Raw genomic sequence first — 19,867 nt, forward strand, 5'->3', positions numbered from 1 at the left:
TCTATTTTACACTTATTGCTATGGTTCCATCTGCTTTTTGAGCATAATTAATACCATACAAAAAATTCAGACTGTTGAGTATTTCCTCTATACTATTGTATTTAAAATCTCCCGTAATTGTCAACGTTGGTACTTCCTGTCCCTCCCAAATTATCTTTCTATTTAACCTTCTATTAAGTACGTGAATGACCTCTTGAATAGTAGCTTTTCTGAATTTTAGATGGCCTCGATGCCATTGATCCAAATCTTTTTCTTCCATCGCATAGGATACAAATTGTTGTTTTGAAGTTTGAAAATCTACTTTCTCATTGGCTCTCAAGATTACGTTCTTTGATTGCTCCGCATTGCTTACTTCTACCTTTCCTTCATGTACACTTACACTTATAGTTTCTCCACTCACATCATTGACGTTGAATTTTGTTCCCAATACTTTTACATGTAAATTTTTACTTTCTACTCGAAAAGGTTGTTGAGGGTGTGTTCGCTTCACTTCAAAAAAGGCTTCACCTTGTAAATAAACGAGGCGTTGATCTTCATCGAATTTACTAGGGTATTGGATGGAACTCCCTCCACTGAGATAGACTAAGGTAGAATCACTTAGATGAAAGACGAGTTGTTCTCCTTTTTGTGCTTGCTGGGTGATCCACTGTGGATCTGTTTTTACAAAAAAGAAAAAATATAGTACACCTACACTGGCCAAACAAGCAGCAAGTGAAGTATAACGCAAGAAATACGTTTGAAATATTGAAGGTTTTGTTTTGGAAGAGATGGTGCGATGCAGTCGATGGTATAACGCTTTATCGCGTTTTACTTCTTCTGCGGTGATTCCATCCACTTGAAGAGCATTGAAAAATTGATTGACCACAGCTCGTTCGGATACTGAAGCTGTTTCTTTGTTGTATTTAGCTAATAGCGTTTTAAATTTCTTATACATTATAGTCTTGTGATCTAGTACTATAATGAAGTACGCTAAAGGGTGGTTTTCCCCTATGCTAAAATTAAGGCTTAATCATTCCTTAAAACACATAATATTTAGGTAATATTACTCCATAGGAGTAGAAGAATAGCGCCAGAAATATCGGCTACATAAGGCGTAGATTCTTTGAGCATTCGCAGTGCTTTCGTAATTTGATTTTCAACCGTACTCTCCGTAATACCCAAACATTGGGCAATGTCTTTGTAGGTACGCTGTTCATAAAAACGCATTTTAAAAATCAACAGACAACGATCAGGAAGAATAGCTAAAGCTGTTTTTTCGATTTCATCTAAGAGCATCGCTTTCACTTCATCGTATTGGGCATCCTCTAAATCGGGAATGAGCGTTGCTAGTTTTTCCACCTGAACGGAATCAAACCGGCGATTACCCAAGGCTTTTGCACATTGATTTCTCGTTGCCTGAAATAAATAAGCACGTGGCAATTCGGCAGAGACTTGCCTATTCCAAAAGTCGATAAATACTTCTTGTACAATATCCTCTGCAACGGCTTTGTCTCGCATTACATTATAGGCAAAACTATATAGTTCAGCCCAATGTTTTTGAAAGATCCGATCAAAATCAGCGTTATGGCTTACCATTTGTATATGAATTAATAAATTTATTCAAACAAATGTAGCGGTAAAGAGCACGTTGAATTTTAATTCACTGTTAAGTTTTAGTAATTCCTAAGCACCCATTTACTCATAATACTCATATTCAAAAAAAGTTGTACTATATGTTTGATTATATTCATCATACACCTCTTTTTCAATAATATTACCCTGAGAATCAAATACTTTATTTTTAAAAGTTAGTACCTGAGTATCTCCATAAGGTTGAAGTGTTTGCTGTTTAAACTGAATTTCATATCCCTTTGTGTCATATTGATGAAGAGATTTCGTTTCAAATACAATATTCCCATCTTCTTTGTTGGTGATGGTTAAATGAATTTCTTTCACTTGTGCTTGAGGAGTAAACAACAACAGCATGGTTCCTTTATTCTTCGGTTTATTAAAATACGTGTAGGTAAATTCACAAGTATTATTCTTAGACCATTGCTGAACAATTTCAGTAGCTTTCGTTCCATTTGCATTCAAACTCAAGCTGTGGCGTATATTATTTTGATACTCAAAAAACTGAAGCTCTCCTATTTTGGTATAGACCATAGGGACTGATTCTTTCTCTTCTTGTACGCCGATATAAATCTCTTTCAACGTAAAAAACCCTCGTTTATCAAAATGTACGATTTGTTTTTTCGCTTCTTTTCCTTCACTAGGATAGTCTATACTAGTTAGTGTCTTTACTTTACCTTTGACATTTTCCATCTGCCAATCCGTCAAAACTTGCGCCTGACTTTGGTTATATCCGAACCATACGAAAAGAAGAAATAGATAGTGCTTCATCATTGTTTAAACTTTTATCAAAACTCAAGCTAATCGTTTTTTAGCTCCTGCAGTAAAAATACATTTTTTACTAAAAAAAGAAACAGAAAGAAGACGTAATCTATTATCTGATTCTAACTTAATTGCGAAACAAATTAAAGAGTTGTTTTTTATTTGAAGGAATAACTATCGAGATTTCTAAGCAAAGCCATTTGTAATTACAATGTTGGCAATAGTTCTATCTCAATCTTTCGCCCCATTTAGAAGCTGTATCTTTGCGCGGAATTTTTATATTTTTTTACAATGAAAAACCTGAAAGGAATTTTGTTCGCCTTAATTTCCTCTGGTACATTTGGATTGGTTCCGTTGTTTTCGCTACCACTACTTGTACCGAGTTTGCGACCAGAAGGAGTGGCGGCTATCGGCATACCGACCATTCTATTTTATCGATTTTTGTTTTCATCCGCTACCATGGGTGCTGTTTGTATCTACAAAAAAACAAGTTTAAAAATTTCTATTAAGGATTTAGCAGTCGTCTTTTTCTTGGCTTTGTTGTATGCCGCTACCGCCAAGTTTTTGGTTGACTCTTACGAATATATTGCTAGCGGATTGGCAACAACCGTTCATTTTTTATATCCTCTTTTCGTTAGTATTGTTATGATTCTCTTCTTTAAAGAAAGAAAATCAACGGTATTGATTGTAGCCTCTATCCTCTCACTGCTTGGTGTTGGTATGATGTGTTGGCACGGAGAAGCTTCTCCTGCTCTTTTCAAAGGATTGATCTTATCTGCTTTGACCATCTTTACTTATGGACTTTATATCGTGGGGTTAAACAAATCAAGAATTTCTAATATGAACTTTGATTCTCTAACTTTTTACGTCTTATTGATGGGGTGTTTGATTTTTCTTTTTTACGCTTTATTAACAACGGGAATCGATACCATCACACTCAGAGCCGATTGGATGAATTTGATTTTATTGGGATTCTTTGCAACATTTATCTCGGATTTGTGTTTGGTTTTAGCTGTGAAACACGCAGGCTCAACCATTACTTCTATCTTAGGATCTATGGAACCTGTGGTAGCCGTCGTAGTGGGAACACTTTTCTTTGGTGAATTCTTTAGTTGGATGTCGGCCCTTGGTTTGTTCTTCGTGCTACTTTCCGTTACCTTGGTTATTGCTTTTACAAAACAAAATGCTACATAAAACAAAAAAGTCTTTAGTACAATACTAAAGACTTTTTTTATTTCAACAAGAAAAGTATATTATTTCTTTACATCTACATTGTGTTGACCATGCGCACCATGTCTATGCTCCACTACTTGTAAATTCTCATCTACAAAATAAGCACTTCCGAATCCATTCACATAAGATCCTTTGATTGGTTTTAAATTGAACATGATAAAGTCTTCTAAGTTTCCTAAAACCTCGATTACTTTTCCGTGTCTCTCTCTCAAATCAACCATTGCTTGTTCATATAGAGGATTTTCCTTTTCAACTAGCTCCGCTTCTGTCTCGATAGTCAAACGGTGTCTTGCATATAATTGTTTTGAAGTACTCTCATCTTCTACAAACATAAAAGATACTTTTTTGCGATCTCTTAAGTTCTTCGTATGCTTCGCCATGAAAGAAACTAAAATTTGGAAATCATTCCCAACTCTAGAATAAGGAGCTGTACTTACTAAGGGAGAACCATCTTCGTTTATTGAAGCAATCATCACTGATTTGCACTCGTTGATAAGCTCTTCAACTTTAGGTGCCTTTGGCTTAACTTTGTGTTGATCGAAGTTTGGATTAAGTGTATCTGTACTCATTGTAATTGTATTTATATTGTCGCGCTAAGATACAAAATTATTTAAACTAAATAAAAATAATACATTAATCTGTGTCTTCTAGCTCAAATAAATCTTCAACCTTTACTTGGAGTGTTTTCGCCAATTTTAACGCCAATATCGTGGAAGGAACGTAGCGATTTGACTCAATGGAATGAATGGTTTGCCTTGAGACTTGAATCGCATCAGCCAATTCTTGTTGGGTAAAATAACATCGCACACGTTCTTCTTTTACTTTATTCCGCATCGAAACTATTTTTTATTTTTCGGTATTCTATTTCGTACATTAAATTAATAAAAATCATAATTTTCATCACAGCTCCAGCTGTATTTTCTGCAAATGCGCCAGGTTCAATACAGTTCCATATCGCTTCGATAAATATACTGATAATAAGTAGCAATACACCCCCTGCTAAGGTTTTCAATCGCATTAAAGCGAGCATTTCGTCATCCTCTTTTCGCCTCGTAAAAAAATACATCAACAAACCAAGGTTAATCATGTTCGTTGAAATGGCCTTTGCCGCTTCGCGATACTCCCACAGATAATCTTTAAAGACAAAACTCAGTACGACAGCAGAGATTATAAGTGCTAAGCCAATCCATTTGAATCTACTCGGTAATAAAGGAAATTGTTTCATATTTTCTTCGTTTATTTAGTTGATTCAAATGTAAAACAAACTTTACACTAATGCAAAGTAAACTTTACATAAATGTAAAACAAACTTTACTTTCAGAATTTTATAGTTTTCACACTAGATAATTACATTAATTAGTGTTAATTTTGCAAAAAATTTAGTTAATTAAACATGAAAAAATATTTCATTTTATTAATTTCTTTGGTGCTAAGTCTTACATCTTGTAACCATTCGGATGATGATGCTACACCGGAATCTACTCACGTGTACACCAATAGAGTAGAAATCACTTCTTATCAAGACGAAAAGACTAAGGAAATTGATTATAACCATTTCTTTGAATCTACCTTAGATTTTAAATACAATAAGCTCAACCAGCTTTATGAAATTAACAATGCCATTACCTATAGAAATATATGGAGTATTGATCCAGAAACAGAAACTTTTCCAAATCGTATAATCAATACCACAACCACGCGTTCTTTCAAATACGATGGAAGTAACGAGCGTATTTTGGAAGAAAAAACAGTAAAAGATGGCAAGACTACAATAAACTTTTTTACCTACAATGACGCCAAACAGTTAATAGCCATTCGCAATGACGAAAAAGAAACGGCGTTTAACTACACGACAGCTGGTCAAGTAGAATCTATCACAACCACATATACCAAAGCCATTGAAAACAACTCTGTTCAGAAGTTAACCTTTGACAATAATAATAATCTAGTATCGCTAGAATACATCGATACCTCATCACCATCAACAACGTACTATTTTAAATACAGCGACCTTACAAGTGTTTATGTAGGTAATCCTATCAATTATACATTACGTGGTGAATATAATGACTCACCGTCTATTATTGGGACTGTTCAATTTATTAAAAGCTATGATATAAACTTTTTAGATTACATCGAATTTGTGTACAAGGGCTTTCACTTAGTCTCTGAATTAACAGACATTGATGAATCAGATTATATTTTTCACATACGTTCTATGGAATCTCCTTATAAATATGAGATAAAAAGAACTTTTAAATATGAAAATTTTTACTACAAAAGTTCAATGATCGTAAAATAAAAAGAGGAGGGAATTTGCTTTGCAATTCCCTCCTCTTTTTATTCAACCGTATACCTTACTGTTTCAAAAAGTAATACGAATCCCCAAAGTATTTATTTTGCTGTATATAAGCCGTTTCACCAGCTATATCGATAATCCAATTAAATCGATGAATAAAATCTGCACCGACATAACTTGTGGTTTGATTTTTTATTTCTCCAGTGAATACATTGACAGGTACTGCTGTAAAACGGAAGGAGTCTACTGCAACCACGGGCATCTCAACAATTAAATTCGTCAACTTCTCTCCTGCTGAATTCATCAGCGTTTTTTCGTCTAAACGCGGTAGTAGCTCTGCTAGTTGATTGTCATCTCCCACTTGATTATTGTACAACAGCATGCCAGAAAATCCCGATTGTAAAAGAAACTTTGTTTTGATTTCTTTTTCGTTTAAACGACTTGATATTTCGATAAACAGTCGTCCTTGTTCATGAGTTAAAGGAAGGGCAACAAATCCACTTGTATCAGGTAAATGATCATACAATTCAAACTGCCCTTGATCAAAATTAATTGCAAAAATCTTTCCGTCAAACAACTGTGTTCCGATCTTTCCTTCTGCTCCATTGCCAGTGTATTCTTTATCCCATATCCAGATTTTATTTACGATTATATTTCCAACCTGAATGCGATTGTCTTTACTCAACCCTTCAGGAAAATCAGTTGTATCAAAAACCACAGACTCCACCTTAGTCTTTCGATTAGACGCTAAAGAAGCTTCTCTCATGGCAATCTGGAACATCAACACTACACTATCCCGTTGATTGATTAACCCATCAACCAATATATTGTAATGTTCATTTAAGCGAAAGGGAATTTTTTCCTGACTTTTTACGGTTGAAAAAGAAAACAGGGAAACAACAAAAACAATCAAAAAATTTGTTTTCATACTTTTATTTTATTGGTATCGAAGTCTACTCGATTTCAATCTGATAAATATAATCATCCATCACATAGCCGTTCCCAATATCGAAAGTCTTCGATTCTATGCACTGTAATCCATTGCGTTCATAGAATTCAATCGCTTTAGCATTGTGTTTATTTACTGTTAAATAAACAGAACTTGCATTATGTTGACGAGCAAAATCGAGTACATGGGCTAACATTAACTTCCCTAATCCTCTTTGTTGTTGGTCTGTATCCAAATAAATTTTAGATAAAAATACGCGATTGTCTTCCATCAATTTATAGTCTAGATACCCTAAAACTTTTCCCTCTACCACAAGTAATTCCCATACATATCCTGCTTCAATTTCATTTGTAATTCGTTCGTGACTGTACATCATTGGCAACATATAGTCAATTTGTGCAGGATCTAATAACGGTCCATAAGTTTTTTGCCAAATTTTTTCCGCCAATGGGCGAATTAAATGCATGTTTTCAGGAGTTACAGCCTGATATTCTATTGAGATATTCTCCATTTTCACCTTGTTATATCATGAGATAAAAAAAGCAGTAAATCGAAACTTACTGCTTTCATATAAAAATCAAATATAAAAAACTATGCTTTATAATTTGTTAAGTAATCAACTAAAGTACGGATTCCACTTCCAGTTCCTCCGTTTCCTTTGTAATCTCTAGGTGCATCCATCCAAGCCGGACCTGCAATATCAATATGTACATAAGGTGCTTTGGCGAAATGCTCTAAGAATTTACCTGCTGTGATTGTTCCTGCGAAACGACCACCGATATTTTTCATATCTGCAACACTCGATTTCAACAAGTCTTTGTAATCGTCCCAGAAAGGCAATTGAGCCAAACGTTCATGCACTTTATATCCTGAAGCAATAATTGCTTGCATTGTTTTTTCGTCATTCCCCATAATACAAGAAGCGATATCTCCTGCAACTACTAAAGCAGCACCCGTTAAGGTAGCGGCATCAATAATTACTTCAGGTTCGTATTTTGCTGCAAAAGCAATCGCATCTCCTAAGATCATACGTCCTTCTGCATCCGTATTCAATACTTCTACTGTTGTTCCATCGAACATCGTGATCACATCGCCAGGTGCATAAGCATCTCCTCCTGGGCGGTTATCTGTTGCAGGAATTAATCCAATCACGTGAACGTTTACTTGGTTTAATGCTGCAGCGTAAATTGTTCCCGCCATACAAGCAGCTCCTCCCATATCACTCTTCATCGAATCCATTGATCCTGCTGTCGGTTTCAAACTCAATCCTCCTGTATCGTAAACCACTCCTTTACCTACTAAAACAATTGGCTTTTTATTGATTGGATTCGCAGGTTTGTATTCCATAATTGTAAAAGTAGGTTGCTCTACTGATCCTTTGTTAACAGCCAACAAACCACCCATTCTCAAGGCTTCAATCTCTTTTTTGCCTAATACATTAACCGAAAACTGCGCTTCATTTCCTAGAGCTTCAATCTCTTTTGCTAATTGCGTTGCAGTTAAATAGCTTACAGGCTCATTTACCATCGTACGCGCCCAATAAACAGCTTTGATGGTATTGTTTAAATCACTGATTTGCTTAGTCTCAAAATTTCCTTTTACTTCAATGTTTTCCAACGCATATTGCATGGTTTCTCTTTCTTTGAAATACTTTAAAAATTGGTAGTTTGACAACGCTACACCTTCTGTCAAAGCTAACGTAGATTCGCCATTTCCTACTACCGTTAAAGTAGCTGCTTTTTTATCTAATTGTTTGCGGATGTTGAATCCAGCCAAACGCATTTTTTCTAAATTTGTATTCTCTTTAACGAAGAAGTAGTATTGAGTTCCAATTTTCGCAAAATCCTCTTCTTTTTCACCTGCTTCAAAAGCCTTTACAAAGTCATTCAATAGAGCAGGAACCTCAACAGTGTTGTCATTTCCTAAAACGAAAACAATATTTCCGTTTGATTTAACGTCATTTACAAGTTGTATCATCTTTGTTGTTTTTATAAGTACAAATATACATTTTTTTAGACTTAGCTAAAAATCTCTTGCGAAAAGATTGAGATCATTTCCGAGTAAATTTGATCTTTTATCCCTCAAGTAAAACTAAAATCCACCAATAAATCGGAACGCTTTCTACCCAAAACAAGCTAAAATAAGTACTTCGCTTGGGTGAAGCTAACTGAATAAAAAGTAGGGTAATACTGACAATAATCAAATTATTCCACGCCTGGATGGGTTGAAATCCCACTTTAAAAAATTCAATCACAAAAAAGGGAACCAACAAAAGAGCGAGTAGGATTTTGGTTTTACGCGTACCTAACAGTTGTGGAATGGTTTTCAAATACTTTTCATCATACTGTAAATCGACAATTTCGAATATTCCAATAAGAATCAGAACCAAAATAAAGCGTTGTAAGAACTTGATCCATATATCTAGGGATAGCTCAACATTTGCATTTAGAATGGGGATAATCAGGGTTACTGTTGCCCAACATAAACAGACGATATACACCTTTAGCCCCGACCAATTGCGCAGATTAGGTATGCGTTTGGAAATGGGAACAGCGTATAAAACGGCCAATACCAATAAAGATACGGTTACCAACTGTGCTTGGGTATTTAAAAAGAAAAAACAACCAACCCCCACAAGTAGCGCTAAAAAGCTCATATAGGTAATTGTTTTCATCTTAGGGGACAAGTTGCGACGATGAATCGCCACAAAATCGGCATATTTAATAAAGTTATAGGAAAATAACGTACCTGAAAACGCGAGAAAGGATACGGTCCAATCGAAGGGTAAACGACAAAAATAAAAAGTCATTTGCACCAAGGCGAACACAGCGAAAGAAACGTGTACGCTCGCTTTGAGATAAAAATCAAATCCTGTTGTAAGGGCTTTTCTCATCCTGTTTTTTTGAACCTAAAAAGGCAGAATATTTAGATTAACAAAATTACTAGGAATATACTTAATATATCTCAGATTTATGGTTATTTTTGTATGCTTATACACAACTTATTATTTTGCCCAAATGAAAACAAATGCATTTGCTTTAAGACACATTGGCCCTCGTGCTGAGGACATGGCACAAATGTTCAAAACTGTAAAAGTTGATACTATTGAACAATTAATTGATGAAACTTTTCCAACTTCAATTCGCTTAAAACAAGATTTAGCTCTTGCTCCAGCAATGACAGAATATGAGTATTTATCTTATATTCAAAATTTAGGGAACAAAAACAAAATCTTTCGTTCTTATATTGGATTAGGATACAACGAATCTGTTAGCCCTGCTCCTATTATTCGCAACGTATTTGAAAACGCTGGTTGGTACACGGCTTATACGCCTTACCAAGCTGAAATTGCACAAGGTCGTTTAGAAGCGCTATTAAATTTCCAAACTACAGTAATTGAATTAGCGGGAATGGAAATTGCAAATGCTTCTTTATTAGATGAAGGTACTGCAGCAGCTGAGGCGATGATGTTATTATACGATGTTCGCACGAGAGATCAAAAGAAAAATAAAGCGTTGAAATTCTTCGTTTCTGAAGAAATTTTACCTCAAACTCTTTCTGTATTACAAACGCGTTCAATTCCTTTCGAAATTGAATTAGTAGTAGGAGATCACCAAGCCTTTGATTTCTCAGAAGACTTCTTTGGTGCAATCTTACAATACCCAGGAAAATATGGTCAAGTATATGATTATGCTGACTTCATTAATACAGCTAAAACAAAAGATATCAAAGTAGCCGTTGCGGCAGATATCTTGTCTTTAGTAACATTAACTTCTCCAGGTGAAATGGGAGCTGATGTAGTGGTTGGTACAACACAACGCTTCGGTATTCCATTAGGATTTGGAGGACCTCACGCTGGTTTCTTTACTACGAAAGAAGAGTACAAACGCAGTATGCCTGGTCGTATCATTGGTGTATCTAAAGATGCGGATGGAAACAGAGCTTTGCGTATGGCTTTACAAACACGTGAACAACATATCAAACGCGAAAAAGCAACGTCAAATATTTGTACAGCTCAAGTATTATTAGCTGTTATGGCGAGTTTCTACGCTGTTTACCACGGACCAAATGGCCTTCGTTTTATCGCTAACCAAGTACATGCAAAAGCAAATACTGTAGCAGAAAACCTAGCTAAATTAGGTATCGAACAAACAAATACTGCTTATTTTGACACAATCGTTGTGAAAGCAGACGCTGCAAAAGTGAGACCTATCGCTGAAGCGAACCAAGTAAACTTCTACTACATCGATGCCAATACAATTTCTATCTCTTTAAACGAGACAGTAAATGTAAACGATATCAATACAATCATCGCTATCTTCGCTCAAGCAGTAGGTAAAGAAGCCTTTACTATCACAGCTTTAAATGAAGAAGCAGTAAACTACCCAGCTAAATTAAAACGTACTTCTAAATTCTTAGAGCATGACGTATTTAATAGCTACCACTCTGAAACAGAGTTAATGCGTTATATCAAGCGTTTAGAGCGCAAAGATTTAGCGTTAAACCAATCGATGATTTCATTGGGTTCATGTACAATGAAATTAAATGCCGCTGCTGAAATGTTGCCTTTAAGCAACGGTCAATGGAATAACATTCACCCTTTTGCTCCACTAGACCAAGCACAAGGTTATATTGAAATGTTGAAAGACTTAGAGCATAAATTAAATATTATCACAGGATTTGCTGGAACAACTTTACAGCCAAACTCAGGTGCACAAGGAGAATACGCCGGATTAATGGCTATTCGCGCTTACCACCACTCAAGAGGGGATTTCCAAAGAAATATTGCTTTAATTCCTGCTTCTGCTCACGGAACAAACCCTGCTTCTGCAGCAATGGCTGGAATGAACGTTGTAGTTACGAAAACAACACCAGAAGGAAATATCGATGTGGCTGACTTAAAAGCTAAAGCTGAGTTACACAAAGACAACCTTTCTTGTTTAATGGTTACTTATCCTTCAACTCACGGAGTATACGAATCAGCGATCATGGAAATTACACAAATTATCCACGATAATGGCGGACAAGTATATATGGATGGTGCGAATATGAATGCACAAGTTGGATTTACAAACCCAGCTTCTATTGGTGCTGACGTTTGTCACTTAAACTTACACAAAACATTCGCTATTCCTCACGGAGGAGGTGGACCTGGAGTTGGACCAATCTGTGTGGCTGAACATTTAGTTGAGTTCTTGCCTTCTAACCCTTTAGTGGCTGTAGGTGGTAAAAATGCTATTACTTCTATTTCTTCTGCTCCTTATGGATCTGCTTTAGTATGTTTGATCTCTTACGGTTACATCTCAATGTTGGGAACGGAAGGATTGAAAAAAGTAACACAAACGGCTATCTTGAATGCCAACTATATGAAATCTAGATTAGAAGAGCACTATGCTATTCTATATACAGGTGAAAAAGGACGTGCTGCACACGAAATGATTGTTGACGTTCGCGAATTCAAAGAAAAGGGAATTGAAGTAACTGATATCGCTAAGCGTTTAATCGATTACGGTTTCCACGCACCAACAGTTTCTTTCCCTGTAGCAGGTACTTTAATGATCGAACCAACAGAAAGCGAAAGCTTAGCTGAAATCGATCGTTTCTGTGATGCGATGATCTCTATTCGTCAAGAAATCGAAAATGCAACAATCGAGAATCCAGTAAACGAGTTGAAAAATGCTCCACATACGTTAGCATTATTAACTGCAGATAATTGGGATCTACCTTACTCAAGACAAAAAGCAGCTTATCCATTAGAGTACGTTGCTGAAAACAAATTCTGGCCTACTGTACGTCGTATTGATGACGCTTATGGAGATAGAAACTTAGTTTGTTCTTGTGCACCTATCGAAGCATACCTTGAAAACTAATTCATTGTAATATACTAGAAAAACGCCATCAAAACTGATGGCGTTTTTTTTTGATTACCTTAGGTAATACAATACAAGTAAATTTAAAATTTAAACTGTACCCCAAAATATAGCACTCTTCGTTGAAAATCTTGATAATACACTTGAGTGTAATCTGAGGTATAATATGGTTTTCTTTGATTCTTTCTGTCCAATAAATTTACAATCGAACAGTAAGCAATCAAATAATGCGTTCCTATTGGAAACAATCGATTTACGGTTAGATCCATCCGAAAATACGAGTTCATATGTTCTTTTTTTAAAGATTTCACTTGAGGTATAAATACATTTAAATGAGGTTCATATGCAGTCGCTCCAAGGGGAATATACGTATCACCTGGGTGACTCGTACAGACAATCGAAGCTGTTATGTATTTTGGATTCGAATAAGTCAACTGTACTTTGCTAAATAACGTCCAATCGAGATATTGTTCTTCGTTGATTCTTTGTTCTCGGCTCAAAACAGAATTGGAGATCAACAAGGAAAAAGAGCGATTGAATATATGTGTATAAGACCATTCAAAACCTAAAACCTCCTGATCTGATACTTGTTCCAGTATAGAATGTTGTTCTGTTCCTTTATCTTTTTTCCAATACAAAGCTCCCGTTAGGCTGGTATTCCCTTTTTCATAGTAATAATCAACCGCAAGTTGCTTACTGCTCATTACGTCAATTTGATGATTGTAATAATTTGGAAGGGTATAGCTGTGATACGTTCCTATCCCAACAATAAACCGATGATTGGCATTTACTTTATAAAAAGCAGAAACTTGATGACTCCAATAATCAAATCGCTTCTTGTGGGTTCCTGTATTTTTGCGAATTCCAAAAGACACACCTAGGCGATTACTAAACTTGTAGTCTGTATACAGATACAAAGAACTTGCCTCAAGTTGCCTATTTTCTTGTTGAGCAATTGTGGGATGATCTTCATCCATCGCGTAGTAATAAAACGGCTTTACTTCTTTATAAGCATAGTTGTTTTTTAGAAATGCTGCACCATATTGAAGATTCCAACTGTAGGTAAGGCGATATTTATGGGAAATCCCCAAGTATACCCTTTGCTTTTTCACTTGAGAATCAATGGTTTTAAACTGATAAGATGTCGTACTCCAATCGCCCAAACTCACCAAATTAAACAGGGATTTTGAACGAGTATACTCCAGTGTATTTACCGTAAAAAAACGACTTTGATCTGCCTGTGCATCAGCCTGATACATCAGATTATAACTTTTAGAATCATAACGTTCATCAAGCGCATAACTATAGCTATTAAATACTAATTTTGGAGTGACCTTAACCCTGACATTCAATCCACCATCTTTGGATTGAAAGGAATTTAAATCCTCTAAACTTCGTTTGTTTATTGCTTTAAGTACATCCGAAAACTGCGTATTGGCATAAAACTGAACAAAATCAGTTTTGTTTATTTTTTTATTGATTTGCACTCCCAATGTAGATAATGCTACAACAGCTTGATAAGAATCTCTTTCTATTGCCTTTGAACTTTCGATGGAAACAATTCCTGCACTTGAATTTCCATACGTTAAAGGAGGATTACTCGCATAGACATACTGATTATCGACCATTTCTGCATTAAACAGAGAAAAACTCCCTACGCCATCCTCTTGGGCATGACGAATGGGATTGAATATAGGTGCTCCATTGAGATACACAAGTGATTGATCTGCCCGTGCTCCTCTCAACATAGGAGCAGCACTTTCACTTGTATTGGTTGAAAGTGGCAAAATTGTTATTGCCTTTAATGGATCTCCACTGGAAGCAGGATTAAAATATACGTCCATTTTATTGAGTTGAATACTTGCGTATTTTTCAGCGATCGGATTTGTATTGACAATAACGATTTCTCCTAAAGCTTGAGGTAAAGAATCTGTTGTGCTTTCTTGTGCGTACGAAAACAAACAGCTCCCACTCATTACCACCGTTAATCCGAGTCTCTCAAAACGGAAAAACATAGTAAAAAAACAACAGTAAAGGCGTAGCAAAACAAAACCACGCTCCAGCAATTGACGCACAACTCAGCAAGAAAAAAATACTATACAACAGCTGTTTTAAGGTAATTTTTCCCTTAAAAAAATTAAAAAATTCGAAAGCGGATACGCGAAACAACTGCTCTTGATTCAGCCAATCACTCAATACATAATATCCGTCCGTTTGTGGCAAAAAAACATTCAAATTAAACAAAGAACGAATGAATACAGAGAGTAACATGGAGTAACCTATAAATACCAAAACAGGAACTTGATCTCGAAAACAAACTATACTTCCCAAAATAAACAAGACAAAAAGCACATCAAAAACAAATCCCCCCGCATAAATCAACATTCGATGTCTTCTTTCTTTAACTTGGCGGATAAATAGTTTATTGTAAAACACAGGAATCACAAATAGCAGAAATCCGATACCAAAAACGGAACCTTTACCCCGACAGCGTTTATAGAAATAATAGTGTCCTAGTTCATGAATAACCATACTGAGCAAAGCCCCTAAATAAATAAAAATAAGCAGGTTACTAAAAGCATAAGGAACTAAATACAAGGTTTGCTTATAATGCTCAACAAAAGAAAAAGGATGTGATAGTAAATACAGTAAAATGGCAAAAGCCAAACAGATAAGAGTAAGAAGAACGACATCTTGTACGTTCTTATTTTCTCCTAGTCGCTCTAAACGTCGATGAGTAAAATCTACTATTAAAACTTCCCATATCGCTTTTTTTCGTTTTCCTTTGATCTTAACTATGGGTGTAGGCAATACTGTGGCGGGATCAACTAGAAGTTTCATCTGTAGCGCTAAATCTAGTAACACATCTAACTGTTTTTCAGTGATAAGAATCCGATCTTCAAAGAAATGAATAACCTCACTTTTATTTAAGGTACAACTATAATGAGAAATAATCTCAAATTCTATTTTAGACAGCTTAACCAAAGGCGTAACATCTCTCAGCTGGAGTACTAAATAATCTTCATTTTCCTCCATGTACACAATATCATTGAGTTTCATTCTTCCGTTTTTTTTAGATTGCCAATAGCCATACACAAAAAAGGTTGATGCAACTTACTCTTCAATTCAAGTAACTGATTCAATTGATTGCTCAAAACACCGCCAAAAGCACAACAACCCAGTTCTAAAGCAGCACCTGCTAGGTAAGCTGCATGAACAAATTCGCCAATTTCAATGAGCGATAACACAACTCCAAAATCTTTATACTTAAAAGAGTGTTTATTCAATACAGACGAGAACACAACAAAAGCAGATGTTTGTTCAAAATCTATAGCTGCTGTTGAAGTTTTCATGATCACTTCATAAAATTCATTCATAGATTCCTTTGTCTCCAAAGGTTTAATTAACTCCAATGTAAAATCAACAACATTATAGCGATAAGCTCCGAACGGCAACTCTTGTATTCTATGGTTAATCAGGTATATTTCTGTAGGGTATAAAGCCCCACCTGAGGCGATATTTCTCGAATATTTGGTTATTTCAGTTCCTTTAAAATTAACTATTTCACACCCTGTAAGCGTGTAAAACAGCTGTAAGAAACCACTAATATCTTGTAGTGTTAAAGGCTCTGGAGCAAACACTCGACTGCTTTTTCTCCTCTTGTTGAGTTTATTCAATGCTACAAAAGCAGCAGATGGGTGAAGCACAGAAGGGAGAGAAAAAGTTGGGCAAAATCCAACATCATAACAAGCCTCATGTATTCTTTTTTGGAGTTTTGGATTGCTGTTGATATAACTAATTAAGTTAAACTTATCCCTAGATTCCCTATCATATCGCTTAAACTTAATTTGATCGAGAAAATCTAAAGTCGACGTACTCAACTGATGTTCCGCCAACAAATTTAAAATATCTTCTTGTCTCATAACACTAAAATTGAGTAGAATACTTTTTCTTTACTTCTTCTAGATCCGATGTTCTGCCTTCTAATTCATAATACTGGATCAAAAGTGAATACAACTCTGCACGTCCCCAAGAAGGACTATAGGGGGTTACATCTAATGCATTCGGGCAGGCTAAACCTTGTCGCGCGTACTCCTCTACCTTTTCCATGCCTCCAAACATTTTTGGAGTATGAAAATTATGAGAAGCCAGAACCCAATATGCCCGCATATTTGCCTTATTTAAGGTTAGTGATTTTTGTGCATAAGCAAGAACATTGGAAGAAACCTTACTCAATTTAATTATGTTGACATACTGAATAGAAAAAGAAGTACAAGCAGCTAACAAAGCATAATACTCTGAATTTTCATACGTTTTGGCCTCTAAAATAGTTAAAGCAGCATCAATGGCCTCTTCAGCTTTTTTCTCTTTTTTTACTATAGTTTTGTAGTAAACGGCTTCGTAATAGTGTAAATAGGCTTTCCAATATGCCTTATAAAACCCTTGAAGTTCTACATCGTTTTTTCTTATCGCTTTAGTCAAACCTTGAATATCGTGGTGCTGAAACAATTGGTCAACAATCTTATCCATTCGTTCTTGATAAACTGACTGTTCTTGTGATTCAGTACCAATCGCAGGGCTGAGCAAAAAGTAAGTCTCCCAAGGACACACAACAACACCTCTTGTTGTACTTCCTCTACTCGTTGCGTTCCAGAATAAAATGAGGAGTAACCCCCCTACCGACAGAGGCAGAGGAAATCTATTTTTTAATGATTTCATTGTTTTTAAATTAAGGAAATGGATGAGGAAACTCTGTAAACAAATCCGCTTTCGAATCAAACAATCCGAGATACGGATAATTAAAATCACCTGTTAACAGATGCAGTTGAGGCGTAATTACTTTGATAATCTCAAAACCTAACTGTTTCGTATCAACAGTACTCAAATTGGAAACATACACTTCATTGATTCCCTTTTTCAGTAATTCGCAAGGAGAAAAATTGTTCAGATGATGAGCATGCGTTTCCTCCCAAATACTGGTATAATCACTATCACCAATAACATCCGTTAACAAGGGAACATAGTGTTTCAACTCTGGATAAAGGTTATATATGGCATAGTGTTTTTTAAACGAATCGATTTCAGTAAAATTAAAAGCTCCAATTTTTTCTCTTAGAAGTACATCTTTAAATTGATTAGACGTAAATTCTGTATAGGCAATTCCTTGATAAGCTTCAATAGTCGCTTTGATCAAAGCTTCCCTTTTTTCTAATCGAGAAGCCGCACCAACACTTTGATAGATCTTTCCATTCTTCTTGAATAGAATAAACACAACAAAAGTGGGACAAAAAGCATCTTTACAAAGGTCATAAGAGACAATCTTCACCCGATTATTATCGAATAAATTGCGAATGATCTCATCAGTTTTAAACCTATTTAGAATAAAAGATTGCGCGTACTTTGTATACCTCATTGAACGTTGAGTATACCAGAACTTAGCAAAGGCATCCCGTTCAATACACTCCAATAAACCTCCCTGAATAGCAGTTTCAACAAGCGTGTGACAAGCAGTTCCCGTAGATGTATTTTTATGATACAATCCATCTCCGACAATATTTTCAACGTTTACCATAAAGAAAGGTAAGAGAAGTTCTTCTTTGGTAATGTAGTTTACACTTCGGATCCAATGCGTTTCACTAGTTGCTGTTAAGCGTTTTAGCGCAAAAGTTGGTTGTTGATACTGTTCTTCCGAGAAATACGCAATATTTTGAGGATTAAAACAAGTATAGTTCTGTTTCAATTGCGAATAGCTTCCTGTTATCAGCTCGTTTGAGAGCTGAAAGCTAGAGGCATAACGTTCTAAGTATTCCCCTAATGCTGCAATACTTGCTTGTTCTTTGGTTTGGGATATTCCGCCTCCTAAAATAGTTTCTCGTTGATTGTTCACAACAAATAAATGATCCGAAAAACACACCACTTCATGTAAAAAAGCAGGCATATACAAATTTCGAGGAATTGTCAGTTGCGGTTTATTTAAAAAACCTAACTCACCATATAGTGTACTTGTCATAGTGGATTGTATAGAGATAACGTATTGCAAATTTCACAAGAAGGCGATTTTAACACGCGAAACGACTGGTTGTGATACTGATTAAAATCAATAAAGAGGGCCTTGTCATACAGAACCTTGTTATTGCGCAACAAGATTCGCTTGAGTTCATTGTAAATAAACGAAGTATAAATAGGCAAAGGACCTATAGTAAGTACAGAAATTGGATGATCTTCAAGCCTCTCCTTCGTCCATAAGTGATTAATAAGTAGATCGGGATTAGATAGATTGAAGATCTTTCGCGTCTCAATACAAGTTAAGCAAACCGTATCTTTAAAACTATTCATTAAAGGACCGAGGAGCAATCCGTTTTCATAAAGCTCTACAAACAAAAAATCTGAAGTTCTTCCTTTCTGAAACAAGCTGATCTGTTCTACTGTCTGTGCATTGTAAAAAAAAGGCCCTAGTAACAACGTTAAGGCTACTTTTTCTCTTTTTTCTTCAAATTCAAAATTCACCCCTTCAGACAAATTATAAATCTCCGCAATTTTAATCTGTTCCGGTAATCCTTCAATAAAAGTATTCAACAGGTGTTGTTCCTTACCAAATTCTCCGATAAGATCAATATACACGGGTGGTGACGGGGTAGATTCGAGATGGATAAAGTTATTTTCTGTTAACCAAGATACGATATCTTCTCGCTTTTCTTTTTGCAGGAAAGAAGGGCAACCATCAAACACGAGAGAGTCTAACGGTTTTTCCTCTTGAATAGAAGCTAATACAGCAACCATTGCTGGAGCAGATTTTCCTTTGATTTTCTTTATGGTAGTGGAATCAGATAGTAAAAAATACTCCTCGCTATCCGTTTGTATAATTTTCCATTTTACTTTTGTTGTCATGATATAAGGGGATAAAAAGCCAGTAATACCAATTCATTTCAACTAGTATTACCGGTATTAATACTAACAGCAACAGCAACAGCTGCAGCAGGCGTAAACATCCATTTCGCTAGACATAGGAACTGACATAGACGAAATCTCTTTGGTTTCAATTGTTTCGATAGTGAGTTGTAATTCTTTCATTTTGTTATAAAATTAAATTGGTTAAATCAAGCTAAGTTTTGAGACTTTACTCGGTTATTTCGGTCTATCTCTCAA

19 protein-coding genes are annotated in these 19,867 nt (G+C 35.7%); 3 read left to right on the top strand and 16 right to left on the bottom strand.

The genetic code is table 11. The features are described from left to right. Position 1: 1 nt before the first annotated feature. From H4K33_RS06470 to H4K33_RS06480, 3 genes are all read right to left on the bottom strand, one after another. On the bottom strand, positions 2–934 hold the full coding sequence (locus H4K33_RS06470) for a FecR family protein (RefSeq protein ID WP_182647657.1): 933 nt from the start codon (positions 932–934) through the stop codon (positions 2–4). Positions 935–1,032: 98 nt separating this feature from the next. Then, positions 1,033–1,575 (bottom strand): RNA polymerase sigma factor, encoded by a 543-nt coding sequence (locus tag H4K33_RS06475; RefSeq protein ID WP_182647658.1) that lies wholly within the window; start codon positions 1,573–1,575, stop codon positions 1,033–1,035. Positions 1,576–1,674: 99 nt separating this feature from the next. Then, entirely contained in the window at positions 1,675–2,382 is a 708-nt protein-coding gene (locus tag H4K33_RS06480; protein WP_182647659.1) for a hypothetical protein, read from the bottom strand. A gap of 279 nt (positions 2,383–2,661) precedes the next feature. Here H4K33_RS06480 and H4K33_RS06485 point away from each other — a divergent pair, with 279 nt between their 5' ends. Next, a complete protein-coding gene (locus tag H4K33_RS06485) occupies positions 2,662–3,564 on the top strand; it encodes a DMT family transporter (RefSeq protein ID WP_182647660.1) in 903 nt (300 codons plus the stop codon). A 59-nt stretch (positions 3,565–3,623) separates the two neighbouring features. Here the strand turns inward: H4K33_RS06485 and H4K33_RS06490 are convergent, their stop codons facing one another. From H4K33_RS06490 to H4K33_RS06500, 3 genes are all read right to left on the bottom strand, one after another. Then, complete coding sequence (locus H4K33_RS06490; RefSeq protein WP_182647661.1) at positions 3,624–4,172, bottom strand: HugZ family protein; 549 nt, start codon at positions 4,170–4,172, stop codon at positions 3,624–3,626. A 64-nt stretch (positions 4,173–4,236) separates the two neighbouring features. Beyond that, the gene (locus H4K33_RS06495) at positions 4,237–4,437 is read right to left on the bottom strand and encodes a helix-turn-helix transcriptional regulator (RefSeq protein WP_182647662.1); all 201 of its coding nucleotides are present in this window, start codon (positions 4,435–4,437) and stop codon (positions 4,237–4,239) included. Then, the gene (locus tag H4K33_RS06500; protein WP_182647663.1) at positions 4,427–4,828 is read right to left on the bottom strand and encodes a hypothetical protein; all 402 of its coding nucleotides are present in this window, start codon (positions 4,826–4,828) and stop codon (positions 4,427–4,429) included. Before H4K33_RS06500 ends, H4K33_RS06495 begins: the two co-directional genes overlap by 11 nt. A gap of 168 nt (positions 4,829–4,996) precedes the next feature. Here H4K33_RS06500 and H4K33_RS06505 point away from each other — a divergent pair, with 168 nt between their 5' ends. Further along, positions 4,997–5,905, top strand: a complete 909-nt coding sequence (locus tag H4K33_RS06505) for a hypothetical protein (protein WP_182647664.1) — start codon at positions 4,997–4,999, stop codon at positions 5,903–5,905. A gap of 55 nt (positions 5,906–5,960) precedes the next feature. Here H4K33_RS06505 and H4K33_RS06510 read toward each other — a convergent pair whose 3' ends face one another. The 4 genes from H4K33_RS06510 to H4K33_RS06525 all read right to left on the bottom strand — a co-directional run bounded on the left by H4K33_RS06510 (position 5,961) and on the right by H4K33_RS06525 (position 9,744). Further along, positions 5,961–6,830 (bottom strand): hypothetical protein, encoded by an 870-nt coding sequence (locus H4K33_RS06510; RefSeq protein ID WP_182647665.1) that lies wholly within the window; start codon positions 6,828–6,830, stop codon positions 5,961–5,963. A 25-nt stretch (positions 6,831–6,855) separates the two neighbouring features. Then, the gene (locus H4K33_RS06515) at positions 6,856–7,362 is read right to left on the bottom strand and encodes a GNAT family N-acetyltransferase (protein ID WP_182647666.1); all 507 of its coding nucleotides are present in this window, start codon (positions 7,360–7,362) and stop codon (positions 6,856–6,858) included. An 80-nt stretch (positions 7,363–7,442) separates the two neighbouring features. Further along, entirely contained in the window at positions 7,443–8,828 is a 1,386-nt protein-coding gene (locus tag H4K33_RS06520) for a M17 family metallopeptidase (RefSeq protein WP_182647667.1), read from the bottom strand. A gap of 97 nt (positions 8,829–8,925) precedes the next feature. Further along, positions 8,926–9,744 (bottom strand): hypothetical protein, encoded by an 819-nt coding sequence (locus H4K33_RS06525; RefSeq protein WP_182647668.1) that lies wholly within the window; start codon positions 9,742–9,744, stop codon positions 8,926–8,928. Between the two features lie 124 nt (positions 9,745–9,868). On the opposite strand from H4K33_RS06525, the gene gcvP reads away from it, so the two are divergent. Then, on the top strand, positions 9,869–12,721 hold the full coding sequence (gcvP, locus tag H4K33_RS06530) for an aminomethyl-transferring glycine dehydrogenase (protein WP_182647669.1): 2,853 nt from the start codon (positions 9,869–9,871) through the stop codon (positions 12,719–12,721). Positions 12,722–12,804: 83 nt separating this feature from the next. Here gcvP and H4K33_RS06535 read toward each other — a convergent pair whose 3' ends face one another. The 6 genes from H4K33_RS06535 to H4K33_RS06560 are packed head-to-tail and all read right to left on the bottom strand — an operon-like array spanning position 12,805 to position 19,609. After that, complete coding sequence (locus H4K33_RS06535) at positions 12,805–14,697, bottom strand: TonB-dependent receptor (RefSeq protein ID WP_255493596.1); 1,893 nt, start codon at positions 14,695–14,697, stop codon at positions 12,805–12,807. 22 nt (positions 14,698–14,719) lie between these two features. Beyond that, entirely contained in the window at positions 14,720–15,781 is a 1,062-nt protein-coding gene (locus tag H4K33_RS06540) for a hypothetical protein (RefSeq protein WP_182647671.1), read from the bottom strand. After that, positions 15,778–16,644 (bottom strand): SagB family peptide dehydrogenase, encoded by an 867-nt coding sequence (locus tag H4K33_RS06545; protein WP_182647672.1) that lies wholly within the window; start codon positions 16,642–16,644, stop codon positions 15,778–15,780. Before H4K33_RS06545 ends, H4K33_RS06540 begins: the two co-directional genes overlap by 4 nt. A 4-nt stretch (positions 16,645–16,648) precedes the next feature. Beyond that, positions 16,649–17,440 carry a hypothetical protein gene (locus H4K33_RS06550; protein WP_182647673.1) on the bottom strand — a complete coding sequence of 264 codons (792 nt, stop codon included), beginning with the start codon at positions 17,438–17,440 and terminating at the stop codon, positions 16,649–16,651. Positions 17,441–17,450: 10 nt separating this feature from the next. Next, entirely contained in the window at positions 17,451–18,731 is a 1,281-nt protein-coding gene (locus tag H4K33_RS06555; RefSeq protein WP_182647674.1) for a YcaO-like family protein, read from the bottom strand. Next, positions 18,728–19,609: a hypothetical protein gene (locus tag H4K33_RS06560; protein ID WP_182647675.1), complete on the bottom strand. Its 882-nt coding sequence runs from the start codon at positions 19,607–19,609 to the stop codon at positions 18,728–18,730. Before H4K33_RS06560 ends, H4K33_RS06555 begins: the two co-directional genes overlap by 4 nt. Between the last annotated feature and the right edge of the window lie 258 nt (positions 19,610–19,867).

Source organism: Myroides sp. WP-1 (assembly GCF_014145635.1).
In the GTDB taxonomy this organism is placed as follows: domain Bacteria; phylum Bacteroidota; class Bacteroidia; order Flavobacteriales; family Flavobacteriaceae; genus Flavobacterium.